The following is a 17492-nucleotide window of genomic DNA, read 5'->3' as shown; positions in this document are numbered from 1 at the left end:
AGGGATGCACACGGGCCGATAAGTCTTAATTCATTCGTCGACAGGGCGGGGTCAGTCGTCCTCGGCTTCCTCGACCTTCCATTCGTGGACGCCGGCGGCCCAGCCGGGCTGGAGCTGGACGACCAGGCGGAGGGCGTCGGTGGCGACGGGGGCGAAAGGCACGGCGTTCCAGGCGTCGCGGGCGACGCCGTAGGGGGACTCGGCGGCGACGGGCCTCCAGGCGTCGCCGTCGCGGTACTCGACCCGCCATGAGGCGGGGACGCGGCACTCGCCCCGGCCGGTGTCGTCGAACCAGTAGGCTCGCACGCCTCGGATCGTCCGGGGGCCGGGCCAGGTGTATTGCACCCACTCCTCGGTCCCCTTGTGGGGCCACCAGTGGCAGTTCGCCGCGGGCTGCTCGGCGCTGCTTTTGGGCTCGATCCCGTCGCGGACGGCCTCCGGTTGACAGTTGGAGCTGACGAACGACATCGACACCCGCGCCCCCTTCTCGCCCGGACCGGCGAGGGTCGCCTTCGGCTCGGTCGGGAGCCAGACCTTCATCGGGCTGGGCCGGCGGTTGTCCCAGGCGTAGTACGGCACCGCCCGCATCGGCGCGTCGGCCGAGGCGGGGACGGCCCGGTAGAGCGAGCGGCCCCAGTCCATCTCGGGCGCGGTCCGCGCGGTCCCCTTCAGGACGACCACGCCGCCCAGGAGGTCGGGGGCCTTCTCGGCCGCGATCGCGGCGTCGCGCGGCAGGTACAGCGACGCCAGGTCGGACTCGTGGTCGACCCCTTCCAGGCAGTAGACGATCGGCCCGCGCTGGAGGGCGAGCAGGCCGGCGTCGGCCTGGACGTTCGGGTTCGCCGCGACGCGCTCCACGGGCATCGGCATGTCGAGCGTGAGCACGTCGCCGGCCTTCCACGTCCGGCCGACCACGAGGTACCCGCGTTCGATCGTCGGCGACGAGACGGGCTCGCCGTTGACGGCGACGGTCGCGCCCCGGCACCAGCCCGGCACGCGGAGGCGGAAGGCGAACGTCGTCGGCTCGTCGACCTGGGGACGGAACGCGACCTTGCCGTCCCAGGGGTAGTCGGTCTCGACGTCGACCTTCAGGTCACGCCCGCCGAACGCCGCCTTGACCGAGCCCTGGATGTACAGGTCGACCCAGAGCGACGCGGCGTCGGTCGCGTAGGCGTAGCCCCCCAGCGAGGCCAGCGTGCGGGTGACGTTGGGCGGGCAGCAGGCGCAGCCGAACCAGTCGGAGCGGTGGTGGCCGCCGCCGCTCTCCAGCGGGTTCACGTAGAAGAACTTCCGGCCGTCGAGCGAGACGCCCGCCAGCGCGCCGTTGTAGAGCGACCGCTCGAACACGTCGGCGTATCGCGAATCGCCGTGCAGGAGCCCCAGCCGGCGCGCCCACTGCGCCAGGGCGATGGACGCGCAGGTCTCCTGGTACGCGGTGCGGTTGGGGAGGTCGTAGTCGACCGTGAACCCCTCGTTGGCGGCGCTCGGGCCGATGCCGCCGGTGATGTACATGTTCTTCTCGGTCGTGTTCCGCCAGACCCGGCCGAGCATCTTCAGGAGCGCGGCGTCGCCGGTGCGGGCGGCGACGTCGGTCGCGCCGCTCATCAGGTAGCAGGCGCGGACGGCGTGGCCCTTGATGCGCGTGTGGTCGCAGATCGGCGCGTCGTCCTGCCAGTACTCGCCGTCGTATTTCGCGGGGTCCTGGCCGTGCTCGACGGCGAAGAAGCGGGAGCCGCGGTTGGCGACGAAGAAGCGGGCGAGGTCGTGGTAGCGGGCCTCGCCGGTCGCGTCGCCGAGCTTCACCAGCGCCAGCTCGATCTCGGGGTGCCCCGGGTAGCCCATCCGCTTGCCGGGGCCGAACGTGGCGTCGATGTGGTCGGCCAGCTTCCGCGCGACGTCCAGCAACGTCGCCTTGCCCGTCGCCTTGTGGTGGGCGACGGCCGCCTCGAACAGGTGCCCGGCGCAGTACAGCTCGTGGTTGTCGCGGAGGTTGGTCCAGCGGCGGTCGAGGTCGTTGACGATGTACCAGGTGTTGAGGTAGCCGTCCGGGAGCTGCGCGGCGGCGATCAGGGCGATCGCGTCGTCGAGCTTCTTGTCGAGCGCCGGGTCGGGGTGGGTCGCCAGCGAGTACGAGGCGGCTTCCAGGGCCTTGTATAAGTCCGAGTCCATGAAGATCGGCCCGCGATAGCCCTCCTTCGCGCGCCTCGCGGCCAGGGCGAGGTCTTCGAAGTTGCCGTACTCCTCCAGCCGGGCGAGGCTCATCGGGATGGAGACGGTCCGGTTGGTCTCGCGGCGAGGCCCCCAGAAGCCGCCGCGGATCTCCACGTCGGTGAACGGCACCGCCTTCCGCTTCTCCGGCGGCGCGTCCGCCCCCAGGGCCGAGGCGGCGAGCCCGATCCACACGCACCAGCAGAGCGTCCGGGGGTTCAGCGATCTCATGGGAGGGTTCCTCTCGGAAGGATTCGTCGGCCGTCCTCGGCCTACCCCGACGATATCCCCCGACGCCCCGCGCCGACAGGGCCGACCGGCCCGCCGGGGCCTTGCGGACGCCCATCGATCGGCTCGATAATCGCCGGCGCGTCGCGTACGAACCCGCCGGCGGTCGGCCGGCGTCGCGCGACGAGGGGGGGGTTGCACGATGGATCGACGGGTCGCGGGCTGCTGCTGGATCGTCGCGGGAATCATGCTGACGAGCGGCGCGTCGGCGCGGGGCCAGGCGGCCACGCCGCTCACGGAAGCTCGAAAGGGCTTCCGGTCCAAGCTGGTCGACCGGGGGCTCGACCGCGACCCGGCCCCCAGCCCGCCGCCGGGGACCTTCCTGAAGGTGACGTACCCGGCGAAGCCCGGCGGGCTGGCCGCCTACCTGACGCCCGACCCGAAGGACGGCGCGAAGCACCCGGCGATCGTCTGGATCACCGGCGGCGACTGCAACTCGATCGGCGACGTCTGGTCCCCGGCCGACCCGGAGGACGACCAGACCGCCGCCGCCTACCGGAAGGCCGGGATCGTGATGATGTTCCCCGCGCTCCGGGGGGGCAACGACGGGCCGGGGACGCGCGAGGGCTTCCTCGGCGAGGTCGACGACGTGCTCGCCGCGGCCGACTTCCTGGCGAAACAGCCGTACGTCGACCCCGCGCGGATCTACCTGGGGGGCCACAGCACCGGCGGGACGCTCGCCCTGCTCGTCGCCGAGTCCACCGACCGCTTCCGCGCCGTCTTCGCCTTCGGCCCGGCCACCCACGCCGCCGGCTACCCGGAGGAGTACACCCCGTTCGATCGCGAGATCGACCGCGAATTCGACATGCGTTCGCCCCTCAAATGGCTGGACTCGATCCGCTGCCGGACCTTCGTGATCGAGGGCGAGGAAGGCAACGAGATCGCCCTCCAGGTCTTGCGGGAGGAGTGCAAGAACCCGCTCGCCACCTTCCACACCGTCAAGGGGGCCGACCACTTCAACGTCCTCGCGCCCGTGAATGCGAAGCTCGCGCGGAAGATCCTCGCCGACTCCGGCCCGAAGACGAACATCGACCTGACGCCCGCCGACCTCGAAATCCGGCGCGAGCCCTGACGCGAGCCCGCCGGCGGCCCCTGGTCGCCCGCCTGGGATTCGCATAAGCTTCGGCGACCGCGCGACGATCGCGATGGGCCGGGCCTCCGGTGCGGGGCGGCCATAGCGAGACGTGCGGGGAGGTCGCCCCGCCATGCGCGCTTCTCTGTATCTCGTCGTCCTCATCGTCACCTCGTCCGCCGTCCGCTCCGCGACCGACGACCCGGCCCCGGCGGAGACGGCCGAGGCCCGCGCCGGCCGAGTGCGGGTGACGGTCCGGGCGAACGGCGTGCTCCGGCCCTCGCATCGGCATGCGCTGACGGCCCCGTCGGAGGGCTCCGCGACCGTCCTGGCGATCCTGCCCGAGGGGACGAAGGTCGGCCGGGGGCAGCCGGTGTGCCGTCTCGACGCCTCGGCGGCGACGGAGCCGCTGATCGAGCAGATGCGGGTCGTGCAGAAGGCCGAGTCCGCGTGGCTCGACGCGCAGCTCGCGCGGGAGGTCGCCGAGATCGCCGTCACGGAGTACGAGGTCGGGATCTACCCGCAGGATCGGGAGTCCGCCAACGGTTCGATCCGGCTGGCGGAGGCCGCCCTGGCTGACGCCGAGAAGGCCGTCCCGCGCGCGGCGGAGGAACTCCTTCTGGCCCGGCTACGGGCGATGCCGGCGGCGGGGAGTTCGCCCGTCGCCCTGCTGGGCGTCGCCAGGCTGGAGGACCGCCTGACCCTCGCGGATCTGGAGCTGCAGAAGGCCCGGTTCGCCGTGGAGCAAGCAAAGTCGAAACTGGCGGTGCTGGAGAAGTACACCCATCCTAAGAAGAGGAAGGAGCTTCGAGCCGCCGTCGAGAAGGCGAAGACCGTCGAGCTGACGGCCGCCCAGGATCATGAGCTGGCGCGCGAGAAGCTGGCGATCCTCCAGCGTCAAGTCGACGCCTGCACGCTGGTCGCGCCGGCCGACGGGATCGTGGTCGAGGCCGACGATCCCCCGCGCGTCGGCAGCGTCGTCGGCCCCGGCCGGGTGCTGGCGTACGTCCAGGGGGCCGACGGCCGGATGGGAGTCTCGGTCGCGATCCCCGAACACCAGGCCGAGCTGATCACGCGGGGCCTCCCCACGCGGGTGACGCTCCCCGGCTCCGGGCCGCCGCTCGCCGGGAACGTGGCCGCGATCACGAAGATCGCCGAGGATGGCGCCACGGCCGAGATCGCGCTGACCGACCCGCTCCCGCCCACCCCGATCGGCCCGGGGATGAAGGTGGACGTCGAGCTGACCGTCGAGTCCCCCGAAGCCGGGCCCGTCGTGCCGGCGAGGGCGATGGTCTGGTTCGACGGCGCCTATCGGTTGGGGGTCGTTCCGGCCGAGGGCGACGTGACCTGGCGCGAGGTCGAGCCGGGCCTCACGGACGGGACGAACCTCAAGATCGCCTCGGGCCTGGCACCGGGCGAGGCGGTCGTCGTCGAGCCGTTATCCCGGCTCTCCGAAGACCAGCGTCGGATGTTCGCGATCGCCCCGCCCCCCGCCGCCGGCGGCCGCCGCACGGCGCTCGCCGCGTCGCTCCTGCGCAGGCTGCCGGCCCCGCCCCCCGATCGTCGCGGGCGGTTCTACCCCGCGAACCTCGACCGCCTCGGCCTCGACGGCCCGGAGCGGGCGCTCCTGCGGGAATTCGCCGAGGCTTCCGGCGTCCGCGACGACCGGCCGTGACCGACGAGGGGCCTTCGCAACACAGCATTCTGATATCTCAAAGCCCTTCCCTCCTGGCGGGGGAAGGTGGCCCGAAGGGCCGGATGAGGGGGGGGCCAGCGCGGAGAACGGCGGAGCACCAGCAAGGTCTTCTGTGGCCCTCGGCCGTGCAAACGGGGCTGCGCGATCCGCAACTCCCCGCGAGCGTCCCCCCCTCATCCGACCCCTGCGGGGTCTGCCTTCCCCCGCCAGGGGGGAAGGCCGTTCCCGGCCGTCGCTCATTCGTAAAGCCCGCCAATCCGGCCTTCGGCCGCCTTCCCTCAGTGGGGAAGGGAAGGACGAGTGCGTGCGACGTCAGAGCGATCGGAGGAAGGCGGTCAGGTCGGCGGCCTCGCGGTCGGAAAGGGGGGTTCCGGTGGGGTGGCCGGCGCGGCGGAAGAGGTCGGGGAGGCTCGGGATGGAGGCGTCGTGGAGCAAGGCGGGGCGGCGGCCGACGCCGCGCAGGGACGGCGGGTTGAACTTGCGGTTGCCGACCGCGTCGGCCAGGTCGACGTCGTACGTCCGGGGGGTGGTGTAGGTCGGCGGCGCGTGGCAGGCGTCGCAGCGCTCGGCCTCGAAGATCGTGCGGCCGCGGGCGACGGCCGGCGCGTCGGCCGGGGGCTCAGGCGCGGGCGGGTCGAGCGTGCGGAGGAACTCGGCGAGGGCCTCCACCTGGCGGGGCCTCGGCTCGGGCCCGCGCATGGTGGTCTCGATCGACTGGTGGATTTGATCCTCCAGGCTTCGGAAGCGGCCCAGCCAGCCCCAGGGGCCGGTTTCGGCCACGCCCCGGAGCGTGGGCGTGCGCTTGGCCGCGCCGTAGGAGTCGTCGCCGCGGGTGTCGACCAGCACGCCCGCCGTGTGGCCGTCGGTGTGACAGGTCTGACAGCTCATCCAGCCGTCCTCGGAGAGCCTGGCGTCGTGGAAGAGGGCCTCCCCTTCTTCGAGGAGCGTCGCCGGCTTGCGGCGGCCGTCGGGGCCGGCGTCGGCCGAGAGCGCGATCGTCCCGGCCACCTTGCCGGCGTCCAGGTCGAGGATCGTCACCGCGTCGTCGAAGGAGTCGGCCGTGTAGGCCGTCGCGGCGTCCGCCGAGGTCGCCATCGCGGCCGCCCCCCGGCCGACCTTGAGCCGCTCGTAGGGCTCGTCCAGCGCCAGGGCCGACGCCACCTCGCCCGTCGCCGCCATCGCGACGACGACCTCGCCCCGGGGGCCGAACGCCATCGCCGAAGGGTCGGCCGAGCCCTTGCCCACCGTGCCGAGGGGGACCGTGCGCGAGTTCGCCAGCAGCGTCGCGTCGGTCGTCTCGGTCGATCGCAGGTCGTCGAGCCGGAGGAGACGGATCCAGCTCCGGACGAGCAGCCCCCACTCCACGTCGTCGCGCGAGGTCCGCGCGGAGGGCGTGGCGTTCTGGGCCAGGATCGCCAGGGAGCGGCCGTCGGGGGCGAGCGCCAGGCCGCGCAGGTTGTGGTCGGGCAACGTCCAGACGTTTCGGCAAATCCTCGCATCCCGATCCAGGATCGCGAGCCGGCCGCCGAAGGCGTCGGTGACGAGCATCAGCCCCGGGCCGTCGCCGGCGGGCGGCAGCTCGATCGCTTCGCGAGGGCTGAACGGCAGGTCGACCGTCGCCTCGACGCGGGGCCCGGCCGGGGCGTCCCAGGCGACGAACGTCGCCACGCGCGAACCTCGCGAGAGGACCAGGGCGCGGCGGCCGTCGCCGTAGGCCGCCGCGCGCACCGGGTCGGCCGCGACGGCGATCGCCCCGGCGCGTCGGATGACGCCGTCGCGACGTTCCAGCAGCACGACCTCGGCCGCCTCGCGGTCGACGGCGAGCCAGGCGTCCGGGTCGGCCGTGGCCCGCAGGTCGACCAGGGCGCGGCCGATCGGGAACTCGCCCTCGACGCGACGCGCGGCCGCGTCCACCAGCGTGACCGAGCCGGTCCCCCGGTTGGCCGTCAGCAGCCGGGCGCCGCCGTCCACCAGCAGGATCGCCTCGGGCCGCCTCGGCGGCTCGGCCCACGCCCCGCCGGGCCAGGCCGCGAGGATCGCCGCGACCGCCGCCCGGACCGTTCCGCCGACTCTCGAAACCACGACCGACCTCCTCCCGGCTGGCCCCCGGATCGCCTCGCCCGGTCGAATTGTACCCGATCGGGGCGACGGCGCGGGCGTCGGTGAGCTAGGATCGTCTGGGGACCGCACCGAGGGACCGCAGCGCGCGAGACACGCGGGGGGGACGCCGTGGCGAGGATCGGGTGGGGACGCGCGGGGGTTTTCGCTCGCGGCGGGGGCGATCGGGCGCGCCGTCGTCGGCTCGCGCCGGCTTGTGAGACGCTGGAGGGGCGCCGGCTGCTGGCGGTCTCGCTGGCGTTCGACTATTCGCTGGACGGCGGCTTCTTCACGGCCGGCCGGCGGACCCTGCTGGAATCCACGCTGAACGCGATGGCCGCGCGGCTGGGCGACTCGCTGGCGGCGGTCCCGTCGGCCGGCTACACCCTGCCGACGAACTCCGGCAACCGGACCGTGCAGACGGGGGTGGCGGCCGACACGCTCAAGGTCTACGCCTACGGGATCTCGCTCTCGGGGAGCACCGCCGCCCAGGGGGGGGCGTTCTATTCGCTCCCGCCGAACAACGCCATGCGCGGCCAGGGGGCGAACGACTTCGCGCCCGACGTCACCTATCTGATGTTCGACGACGACGGCGGCACGAACTGGTTCTTCGGAACCACGACGGCCGGGCTGACGTGGGACCAGGTGGATTTCGTCACGGTCGCCCGCCACGAGTTCCTGCACTCCCTGGGCTTCCTGGGGAGCCAGCCCACGTTCGACCGGTTCGTCCAGAACGGCGTGTTCAACGGCCCGGCCGTCCGGGCGGCCAACGGCGGCGCGGGGGTGCCGATGAACGGCTCGCACATCGCGCCGTCAGTCCCCTCGATCATGAACGCCGTGACGATGGCGGGCCAGCGATCGGACCTGACGGCCCTGGACTGGGCGTTCCTCCAGGACTTCGGCTGGAGCGTCTCGACCGTGACGCCGCCCCCGCCGCCCCCGGCCGCGAGCTTCGTGCGCGACTTCGCCCTGTTCACCGGCGGCCAGGGGGACGGCCAGGCGCGGGTGCGGGTCGACCCCTCGCGGGGCGTGCACCTGATGGCGCTCGACGTGCTGGCCGGCGACACGCTGCGGATCCGCACCCTCGACGGCTCGACGGCCGCCGAGATCGGCGTGGACAGCGTCGTGAAGCTCTTCGACGCCGCCGGCGGCGTGATCGTCGACGACGACGATTCCTCGGCCCAGGCCGGCAAGGAGGACTTCACCCACACCTTCGCGACCGGCGGCCGGTACTGGGTGGGGGCGAGCACCTACGAGCAGAGGAACTACACCTTCACGGCCCCCTCGACGGTCGTCGAGCCGGCGACGGCGTTCCACCTGGAGGCCACGCTGACCGGCCGCGTCGGCGACGAGCCGCACAACCTGGCCGGGGCCTCGTCGCCCGTCGCCTTCTCCGGGGGCACGTTCGCCGTCGCCACGACGATGGCCGGCGAGGCGGCCGACTACTTCCGGATCGACGCGGTCGCCGGGGCGGGCTACGCGATCGCGACGGCCCTGCCGGCGGGCGGGGGGCTCGCCGGCGCGACCGTCGTCTCGGTGTACGACGCGGCGGGCCGGCGCGTGGCGGCGATGTCCGGCGGCTCGGCGTACGACGCGGTGAGCTTCACGGCCTCGGCGACCGGCCCGTACTACCTCCGCGTGGCCCGCGTCGTCGGCCCCGCCGCCGTCGACCCGAACGAGTCGATCGCCGAACCCGGGTTCAGCGTCGCCCTGCCAGGGGTCGGCTACTCGATCCAGGGGACGCGGGGCCGGGGCCACGACTACGCGCTCTCGATCGTCGAGACGGCCCCCGTGCCGCCGCCGAACCTCCACCCGCTGTTCCTCGACTTCGGCCCGTACGGCCTCTGGCGCTGGTCCGAGGCCGAGGGCGTGCGCCAGATCAACGCGGCCGACCCGCAGGATTTCGCCGTCGCGGCCGACGGCTCGCTGTTCGTCGACTTCGGCCCGTACGGGCTCTGGAGCTGGTCCGAGGCCGCCGGCATGCGCCAGATCAACGGGGCCGACCCCCAGGCGATCGCGCCCGGCCCCGACGGCGAGCTTTACGTCGACTACGGCCGGTTCGGCCTCTGGCGCTGGACCGCCGCCGAGGGGCTCCGCCAGATCAACGCGGCCGACCCCGAGAACTTCGCGGCCGGGGCCTCGGGCGAGCTGTACGTGGACTACGGGCCGTACGGCCTCTGGCGCTGGACCGCCGCGGCGGGCCTGCGGATCCTCAACGCGGCCAACCCCGAGGGATTCGCCCCCGGGGCCTACGGGACGCTCTACATCGACTTCGGCCCCAGCGGCCTCTGGCTCTGGACCGAGGCCGGCGGGTTCCACCGGATGAACGCGGCGAACCCGGAAGGCCTGGCCGCCGGGCCGGGCGGGACGCTCTCCATCGACTTCGGCCCCGGCGGGCTCTGGGCCTGGAGCGGGGGCGCCTTCGAGCTGATCAACCCGGCCAACCCCGAGGGCCTCGCCGCCTCGGCCGACGGCTGGCTCTACGTCGACTTCGGACCGTTCGGCGTCTGGCGCCGCGCCGCCGTCGGCGGCTTCCAGCGGCTCAACCCGGCCGACCCGCAGCGTCTGGCGGTCCTCTCGGCGTTCGGCAGGGCCTGACTCCGGGGGCTTCGCGCCACGGGCCGAAACATATCTTTTTTTAATTTTGTAATCATCCGGAGCGTGATCCCGTACATCCACGCGACGACCGGCGCCGGGCGACCTCGGGCCGAGGCCGTCTCGATGCGACCATCGCGTGGAGGTGCGACACCGTGAATGGAACGAGCACGCGGACCCGGCGGGCGTTCGAACGACTGTTCTCGACCCGTCCTCGGCCGGCGCGACGCCGCCGCCTCCCTTCGATCGAGTCGCTGGAGGACCGGCGGCTGCTGGCCGTCTCGCTGCAGTTCGACTACTCGCTCGACGACGGCTTCTTCACCTCGACGCGTCGGACGCTCCTGGAGACCGACCTGCGCGCCATCGCCGCGCGGCTGGGGGACGCGCTCGCGGCCGTGAGCTCGCGGAGCTACGCCCTGCCGACCTCGTCGGGGAGCGTGACCCGCACCACCAGCGTGGCCGCGGACACGATCAAGATCTACGTCTGGGGGGACTCGCTCTCGGGGAGCACGGCCGGCCAGGGGGGCGGGTTCTGGTCGACGTCCGGCTCGAACAACGCGATGCGCGGCCAGGGGGCGAACGACTACGCGCCGAACGTCGCCTACCTGAAGTTCGACGACGACGGCAGCACGGGCTGGTACTTCGGGTCGGCGCCGCCGGGCTCGTCGTCGGGGACCGACTTCCTGGCCGTCGCCCGCCACGAGTTCCTGCACGCGCTGGGGTTCCTGGGGGGCCAGCCGACGTTCGCCCGGTTCGTGCAGAACGGCCTGTTCACGGGCCCGAACGCGCGGGCGGCGAACGGCGGGGCGTCGGTCGCGGTGAGCAGCGGCCACCTCACCGGGGTCACGTCGATCATGAACGCCCAGATCCCCCGGGGCGTCCGCGAGATCGGGGCGCTGGAATGGGCGATCCTCAAGGATCTGGGCTGGAGCGTCCTGGCGGCCCCTTCGGGCTTCTACCGCAGGTACGACCTGTTCACCGGCGGGTCGGGCGACGGCTACGTCGACATGAAGGTGGTCCCCTCGCGAGGGGTCTACCTGCTCCGCCTGGACGTCCTCGCGGGGGACTCGCTGCGGATCGTGACCCGCGACGGGTCGACCGCCTCCGAGCGCGGGGTGGACAGCTACCTGAGGATCTTCGACTCGCAGGGACGCCTGATCGCCACCGACGACGACTCGGCGGGCTCCGGGAGCAAGGAGGACTACCGGCGGACCTTCTCCGTGGGGGGGACCTTCTGGGTCGGCGTGGGGACGTACGACCAGCGCGACTACACGTTCACCAGCCCCTCGACGGCGATCGTGCCGTCCACCGCGTTCCGGCTGCGGGCGACCCTGACCAGCCCGGCGGACGCCGAGGCCCGGAACATCATCCAGGCCGCCGGCCGCCCGGCCGTGGCGTTTTCGGGGGGCGTCTTCACGAGGCGGTCCACCCTGGCCCCGCTCCAGGACTACTACAGGATCGACGCCCGCGCCGGGCACGTCTACACGGTCTCGACCTCGCTGCCGTCCGTCGGCGGCCTGGCCGGCCCCGCGATCGTCGCCGTCTACGACGCGGCGGGCCGTCGCGTGGCCGCCATGTCCGGCTCCCAGTACGGGCAGGCCGCCTTCACCGCGCCGTCGGCCGGCGCCTATTATGTGCGCGTGGCCGACGACCTCGGCCCGGCGACGATCCCGCTCGACGAGCCCGACGGCCAGATCGGGATCGGCGGGAGCGACGGCGAGTACTCGGACGACCTGGGGCGGGTCTCGGGCTCCGACTACGAGCTGAGGATCGTCGAGGCCGCCGTGACCGTGCCGCAGCCCCCGCCGCCGCCGACGTCGGTGCGGTCGGTCGAGCCGCTCTACGTCGACTACGGCGCCGCCGGCCTCTGGGCCTGGACCGAGGCCGCCGGCTTCAACCGGATCAACCCCGCCGACCCCGAGAACCTCGCGGTCGCGCCCGACGGCACGCTGTACATCGACTTCGGCCCGCACGGGCTCTGGTCGTGGACCTCGGCCGGCGGCATCAACCGGATCAACCCCGCCGACCCGGAGCAGTTCGCCGCGGGGGCGGACGGCACGCTGTACGTCGACTTCGGCCCGCACGGCCTCTGGGCCTGGACGGCCGCCGGCGGCATCAACCGGATCAACCCCGCCGACCCCGAAGGCTTCGCGCCGGCGGGCCCGGGGACGCTCTACGTCGACTTCGGCCCGCACGGGCTCTGGATCTGGTCGTCGGCCGGCGGGATCCACCGGATCAACCCGGCCGACCCCGAGGAGTTCGCGGTCGCGGCCGACGGCACGCTCTTCATCGACTTCGGGCCGCACGGGCTCTGGGCCTGGACGGCGGCCGCCGGCATCCGCCGGATCAACACCGCCGACCCCGAGGGCTTCGCGCCCGGGGGGCCGGGCGAGCTGTTCGTCGACTACGGGCCGCACGGGCTCTGGTCGTGGACGGCGGCCGCCGGCATCAACCGGATCAACACCGCCAATCCCGACGCGATCCTCGTCGCCCTCGACGGTTGGCACTACGTCGACTTCGGCGCCTCCGGGCTCTGGCGGTGGACCGCCCGCACCGGCTACCAGCGCCTCAACACGCTCAACCCCGAGCGGATCGTCGCCCGGACCTCGTACGCCCGTTCGTAGGTCGGGGCCCCCGCGATCGTGAACCCTCGCCGAAGGATCGAAGTGCTTGCTGAGAAGGCCCGGACATCCTAGGATGTCCGGTAGGTCTTCGGAGGCCGGAGCGGCGGCGACCGCGGATTCGCGCGGCGGGGCCCGGTCGATATCGCATCCCCCCTCGACGCCCCGACCCCCGCGAGACGGCGGGCGACGCGCGCGAGCGACCCAAACCGAGGTGGACGTGATCGGTCAGACGCCGAATCGGCTGCAACCGGGGAAACCCCGCCCGTTCGATCTGGGCGTCTCGGCCCGATGGCTCGAGGCCCACATGCGTCCCGTCATCCGCCGGGGGCCGCTCTCCCCCCGCGAGTCGGCCCTGGCCGACCGGCTCAAGCGGCTCAAGCAGGAGGCCGGGTCGCACTCCCCCAGCGCGCCGACCATCCTCAAGATGATCCCCGAGCTGCGGATGCGGGTCGACGCCTGCTTCCTCTCCAACCCCTACGCCACCGAGCTGTTCCTGGACAACCTCTATCGCGAGGTGATCCGGCCGGGCAAGCTCCGCAAGCTGCTGGAGTTCTACCCGTCGCAGAACCGGGTGATCGCCGGCAAGCTGGCGAACGTGCTGGGGCTCCCGGCCGACCGCCTGTTCATCGGCAACGGCGCCATCGAGATCATCCAGGCCATCCTCCACCGCTTCACCGGCCGGAAGATCCTGGTGAACCTGCCCACGTTCTCCCCCTACCACGAGTTCGTCCGCCCCGACACCGAGGTCGTCTACAACGTCCTGCGCAAGGAGGACGACTTCCGGTTCGACGTCGGCGAGTACATCCAGACCGTGCGCCGGGAGAAGCCCGACACCATCGTCCTCATCAACCCCAACAACCCGGACGGCGGCTACATCCCCCACGCCAAGCTCACGGCGATGCTCGAAGAGCTGAGCGAGGTGCCCAACATCCTCGTCGACGAGAGCTTCATCCATTTCGCCTGCGAGGGGGACGGCTTCGCCTTCCGCAGCCTGACCCGCGAGCTGGACCGGTTCCCGAACGTGATGGTCGTGAAGTCCATGTCGAAGGACTTCGGCGTCGCCGGCATCCGCGCCGGCTACGCCGTGATGGCCCCGGAGCGGGTCAGGTCCCTGCTCGACAACGGCTACCTCTGGAACTCCTCGGGCCTGGCCGAATACTTCTTCGACCTGTACTCCCGCCCCGAGTTCCAGGTCGACTACGAGCGCAAGCGGGTCCACTACGTCCGCCACTCGCATCGCTTCTTCAAGGCTCTGACGACCCTGCCGGGCGTCCACGCCTACCCCACCCACGCCAACTTCGCCCTGCTGGAACTCCGCCGCGACGACATGACCGCCGAGGACCTGGTCTGCCGCCTGCTCGTCCGCCGCGGCATCTACGCCCGCGCCTGCGACGACAAGAAGGGCCTCGAGCCCGGCAAGTTCATCCGCATCGCCTCCCGCACCCGCTCAGAGAACCGCTACGTCCTCCGCGGCCTCAAGGAAGCCCTCCGCTGACCCGGCTCGCGCTCGTCGCGGCCGTCGGCCTCCTGGCGGCGATCGCTCCCGTCCGGGCCGACGACGCCCCCTGGTGGTTCCCCGAGCAGGCCCCCCCCGCGGCGCTGGTGCGGACGACCTCGGACGAGCGGTTCCCCGCCCCCCGGCTGGCGTACCAGATGCTGATGCAGTCGGCGGCCGGCCTGGCGGCGGCGGCCGTGGACGAGGGCCGGGGGGACGAGCTGATCTGGGTCGCGACCGGCGACGACGACGTCGAAGCCCTCTACGCGCGGACCCTGAATCGGCTCCCCTCGGTCGCCTTCCGGGGCGTCTTCGAACCGTGGGACCTGGTGGAGCGCCTCCGGGCGCGGGGGATCGTCCGGGGTTACATCCTCTACCGCCGCGACGATTCGCCGGGCCCGATCAACGGCCGACGCCCCGGCGCGGACCTCTCGGTGAACGTGGCGACCAGCCTGGCCGGCCTGCTCGGCGGCGTGCTCGTCGACGAGGAGCTGGAGCCCGAGGCCAGGGCGCGCGGGCTGGCCCTGCTGGCCGACGCCCGCGGCAAGACGCAGGCCTGGTGCTTCGCCACCTATCGCGACCGGTTCAACCGCCGCCTGCTCTGCTGCCAGGACCCGAAGAAGCCGAACGTCCGCGACCTGGCGATCGCCCGCCGCGCGTTCACCCTCTACGGGGACGACGCGACCACGGCCGAGGCCCTGGCGTGGCTGGAGCCGCTCTCGCCGATACTGGGCTGGAACGGCGGCGACGAGTTCGAGACGACCCGGGCGTCGACCGTCCAGGGCCACTTCCAGACCGCCACCGACTGGTGCGTGAACCTGCCCGTCCTCATGGCCGGCTCGCGCCGGGCCGCGCCGGTCAAGACGCGGCCGTTCGACCCGCGCTCGATCGACTGGGACGACCGCCGGGGCGGCGTCGCGTTCGTCCTCACCGACGGCGACAACGTCCAGTGGCTGGAGGGGGACTTCTTCGGCAACGCGGAGTTCTGGCGCAGCCCCGAACGCGGCCTGATCCCGTTCGGCTGGTCGACCTGCTTCGCCCACCTGACGCAGCTCGTCCCGGCGGCCGTCGACCACGCCGCGGCCACCCAGGGCGCGGCCGACTCGTTCCTGGAGTGGGGGGGCGGCTATTACTATCCCGACCTCTTCGCCCGCGACCGCCCCGACCGCTGGGCTCTGCTGGCCCGCCACGCCCGCCGCACCGGCGAGCTGATGGCCCGGAACGGGACCCCGATCGTCGGCTTCAACTTCGCCGACGCGCGCTCGGCCGACGCCCGCAAGGCCTGCGAGGTCTTCGCCGCCGAGGTCGACGGCCTGCTGGGAATCCTGGCCTTCCAGTACGCCCCCTACGAGGGGGGTGCCGGCGAGGTCTTCTGGGTCAAGGACCGCGCCGGGGTCGAGATCCCCGTCGTCACCGCCCGCTATTCGATCTGGGCCGAGGCGAACGACCGTCCCCGCGCCGGCACCCCGGCCAAGGTCGCCCGCGAGATCCGCGAGACGGCCGAGGCCGCGCCTCCGACCGACGCCCCGCGCCTCGACTGGGCCGTCGTGCACGCCTGGTCCTGGTTCCTCCGCGCCCCCGGCCCCGACGAGGAGGCCGAGAACACCCCCCAGGACGACGCCCGCGCCCGGGGCGCCCGCCGCGGCTACGCCCCCGCCGCCTGGTGCGCCGAACGCCTGCCCGACTCCGTCCGAGCCGTCGCCCCCGAGGAACTCCTCTGGCGACTCCGCGAACGCCGGGCCCCGGAACCGACCCGCCGCTTGATCCGCGAAATCCGGCCCTGAGCGGCCGCCCCTTGATCCCCGCCCCGGCGCGGCGTCCAATGGGCGCGGCGTCGATGGGCGGTGAGACGGGGCGGGAGGGCGCGGCGATGTTGCGGAATCGGATCGGCTGGACGGCGGGCCTGCTGGCGTGTCTCGGGGCGGCGGCGACGGCGGCCGAGCCCCTCTCGCGGGGCGAGCCCGAGGCGCAGGGGGTGTCGTCGAAGGCCCTGCGGGAGTTCGTGCTCGCGGCCGACGCGGTCGACTCGTTCCACAGCGTGATGCTCGTCCGCCACGGCAAGGTCGTGGCCGAGGGCTGGTGGTCCCCCTACGACGCCGAGACCCGCCACGAGCTGTACTCGCTGAGCAAGAGCTTCACCTCCACCGCCGTCGGCCTGGCCGTCGCCGAGGGGAAGCTGAGCGTCGACGACCCGGTCCTGAAGTTCTTCCCCGAGGACGCCCCGGCCGAGCCCTCCGCCAACCTCAAGGCGATGCGCGTCAGCGACCTGCTGCGGATGTCGACCGGCCACCAGGACGAGCCCAAGCGGCCCGAGGGGGAGGTCTGGACCAAGGTCTTCCTCGCCCACCCCGTCCCGCACAAGCCGGGGACGCACTTCCTGTACAACACGTCGGGCACCTACATGGCCTCGGCCATCGTCCAGAAGGCGACCGGCCAGACCGTGCTCGACTACCTGCAGGCCCGCCTGTTCGAGCCGCTGGGGATCGAGGACCCGGAATGGGCCGCCAGCCCGCAAGGGGTCTCGCTGGGGGGCTACGGCCTCAGCGTCCGCACCGAGGACATCGCCAAGTTCGGGCAGCTCTACCTCCAGAAGGGCCGCTGGAACGGCAAGCAGCTCGTCCCCGAGGCCTGGGTGGACGCCGCCACGGCGCTCCAGACCTCCAACGGCAGCAATCCCCGGAGCGACTGGGAGCAGGGCTACGGCTACCAGTTCTGGCGGGCCCGCCACGGCGCGTATCGGGGCGACGGCGCGTTCGGCCAGTACTGCGTCGTCATGCCCGATCAGGACGCCGTGCTGGCGATCACCAGCGCCGTGAAGGACATGCAGGCCGTCCTCGACCTCGCCTGGGACAAGCTCCTGCCCGCGCTCCACGAGGACGCGCTCCCCGCCGACCCGGCCGCCCGCGAGGCCCTCGCGCAAACGCTCAAGGGCCTGAAGATGCGAACCCCCGAGGGCGCCGCCGAGCCCGGCTCGTCGGTGAAGGCGGTCGGCCGGACCTTCGCGTTCGAGCCCAACCCGCGCAAGCTGGAATCCCTGCGGGTCGAGTCCGGCGACGGCGCGACGACGCTGGTCCTCCGCGCGGGCGGCGCCGAGCACCGAATCCCCTGCGGCCGGGGCGCGTGGGCCAAGTCCCGCGCCGCGATCGGCGGCTTCCCCGAGCAGCCCGTCGCCGCCTCCGCCGCCTGGACGGCCGACGACGTGCTGACCGCCCAGGTCGTCCTCGTCCAGACCCCGTTCCGACTCACCTACCGCATCCAGTTCGACGGCGACAAGGCCACCGTCGCCCCCGAGATGAACGTCGGCTTCGGCGCGACCAAAGCCCCGGCGCTCGTCGGCGAGGCGGAGTAATCCGAATTGCCCCCCGGGCGTCGCGAATCGTCCTTCTCCCCCCGTGGGAGAAGGTGGCCGAAGGCCGG

General features: G+C 72.8%; 9 protein-coding genes. 7 read left to right on the top strand and 2 right to left on the bottom strand.

What is annotated here, in order from left to right:
* Positions 1 to 51 precede the first annotated feature (51 nt).
* Entirely contained in the window at positions 52 to 2439 is a 2388-nt protein-coding gene (locus G6O68_RS15370; RefSeq protein WP_165249326.1) for a glycoside hydrolase family 127 protein, read from the bottom strand.
* A 199-nt stretch (positions 2440 to 2638) separates the two neighbouring features.
* Between G6O68_RS15370 and G6O68_RS15365 the strand changes: the two genes are divergently transcribed.
* Both G6O68_RS15365 and G6O68_RS15360 read left to right on the top strand, forming a co-directional pair.
* Positions 2639 to 3568 carry an alpha/beta hydrolase family protein gene (locus tag G6O68_RS15365; protein ID WP_165249324.1) on the top strand — a complete coding sequence of 310 codons (930 nt, stop codon included), beginning with the start codon at positions 2639 to 2641 and terminating at the stop codon, positions 3566 to 3568.
* A 133-nt stretch (positions 3569 to 3701) separates the two neighbouring features.
* The gene (locus tag G6O68_RS15360) at positions 3702 to 5243 is read left to right on the top strand and encodes an HlyD family efflux transporter periplasmic adaptor subunit (protein ID WP_165249322.1); all 1542 of its coding nucleotides are present in this window, start codon (positions 3702 to 3704) and stop codon (positions 5241 to 5243) included.
* Positions 5244 to 5576: 333 nt separating this feature from the next.
* On the opposite strand, the gene G6O68_RS15355 is transcribed toward G6O68_RS15360, so the two are convergent.
* Complete coding sequence (locus tag G6O68_RS15355) at positions 5577 to 7346, bottom strand: cytochrome c peroxidase (protein WP_165249319.1); 1770 nt, start codon at positions 7344 to 7346, stop codon at positions 5577 to 5579.
* A gap of 147 nt (positions 7347 to 7493) precedes the next feature.
* Here G6O68_RS15355 and G6O68_RS15350 point away from each other — a divergent pair, with 147 nt between their 5' ends.
* The 5 genes from G6O68_RS15350 (at position 7494) to G6O68_RS15330 (ending at position 17424) form a co-directional block, all read left to right on the top strand.
* Positions 7494 to 9959, top strand: coding sequence for a hypothetical protein (locus G6O68_RS15350; RefSeq protein WP_165249317.1), 2466 nt, complete (start codon positions 7494 to 7496; stop codon positions 9957 to 9959).
* A 152-nt stretch (positions 9960 to 10111) separates the two neighbouring features.
* A complete protein-coding gene (locus tag G6O68_RS15345; protein WP_165249315.1) occupies positions 10112 to 12580 on the top strand; it encodes a hypothetical protein in 2469 nt (822 codons plus the stop codon).
* A 304-nt stretch (positions 12581 to 12884) separates the two neighbouring features.
* The gene (locus tag G6O68_RS15340) at positions 12885 to 14075 is read left to right on the top strand and encodes a pyridoxal phosphate-dependent aminotransferase (protein WP_165249313.1); all 1191 of its coding nucleotides are present in this window, start codon (positions 12885 to 12887) and stop codon (positions 14073 to 14075) included.
* 107 nt (positions 14076 to 14182) lie between these two features.
* Positions 14183 to 15859, top strand: a complete 1677-nt coding sequence (locus tag G6O68_RS15335; RefSeq protein WP_165249311.1) for a GxGYxYP domain-containing protein — start codon at positions 14183 to 14185, stop codon at positions 15857 to 15859.
* An 86-nt stretch (positions 15860 to 15945) separates the two neighbouring features.
* A complete protein-coding gene (locus G6O68_RS15330; RefSeq protein WP_165249309.1) occupies positions 15946 to 17424 on the top strand; it encodes a serine hydrolase domain-containing protein in 1479 nt (492 codons plus the stop codon).
* Positions 17425 to 17492: the final 68 nt, after the last annotated feature.

Source organism: Paludisphaera soli (assembly GCF_011064595.1).
GTDB classification, from domain to species: domain Bacteria; phylum Planctomycetota; class Planctomycetia; order Isosphaerales; family Isosphaeraceae; genus Paludisphaera; species Paludisphaera soli.
Note: the sequence above shows the minus strand (reverse complement) of the source record. Positions and strands in the feature narration are given on the sequence as shown.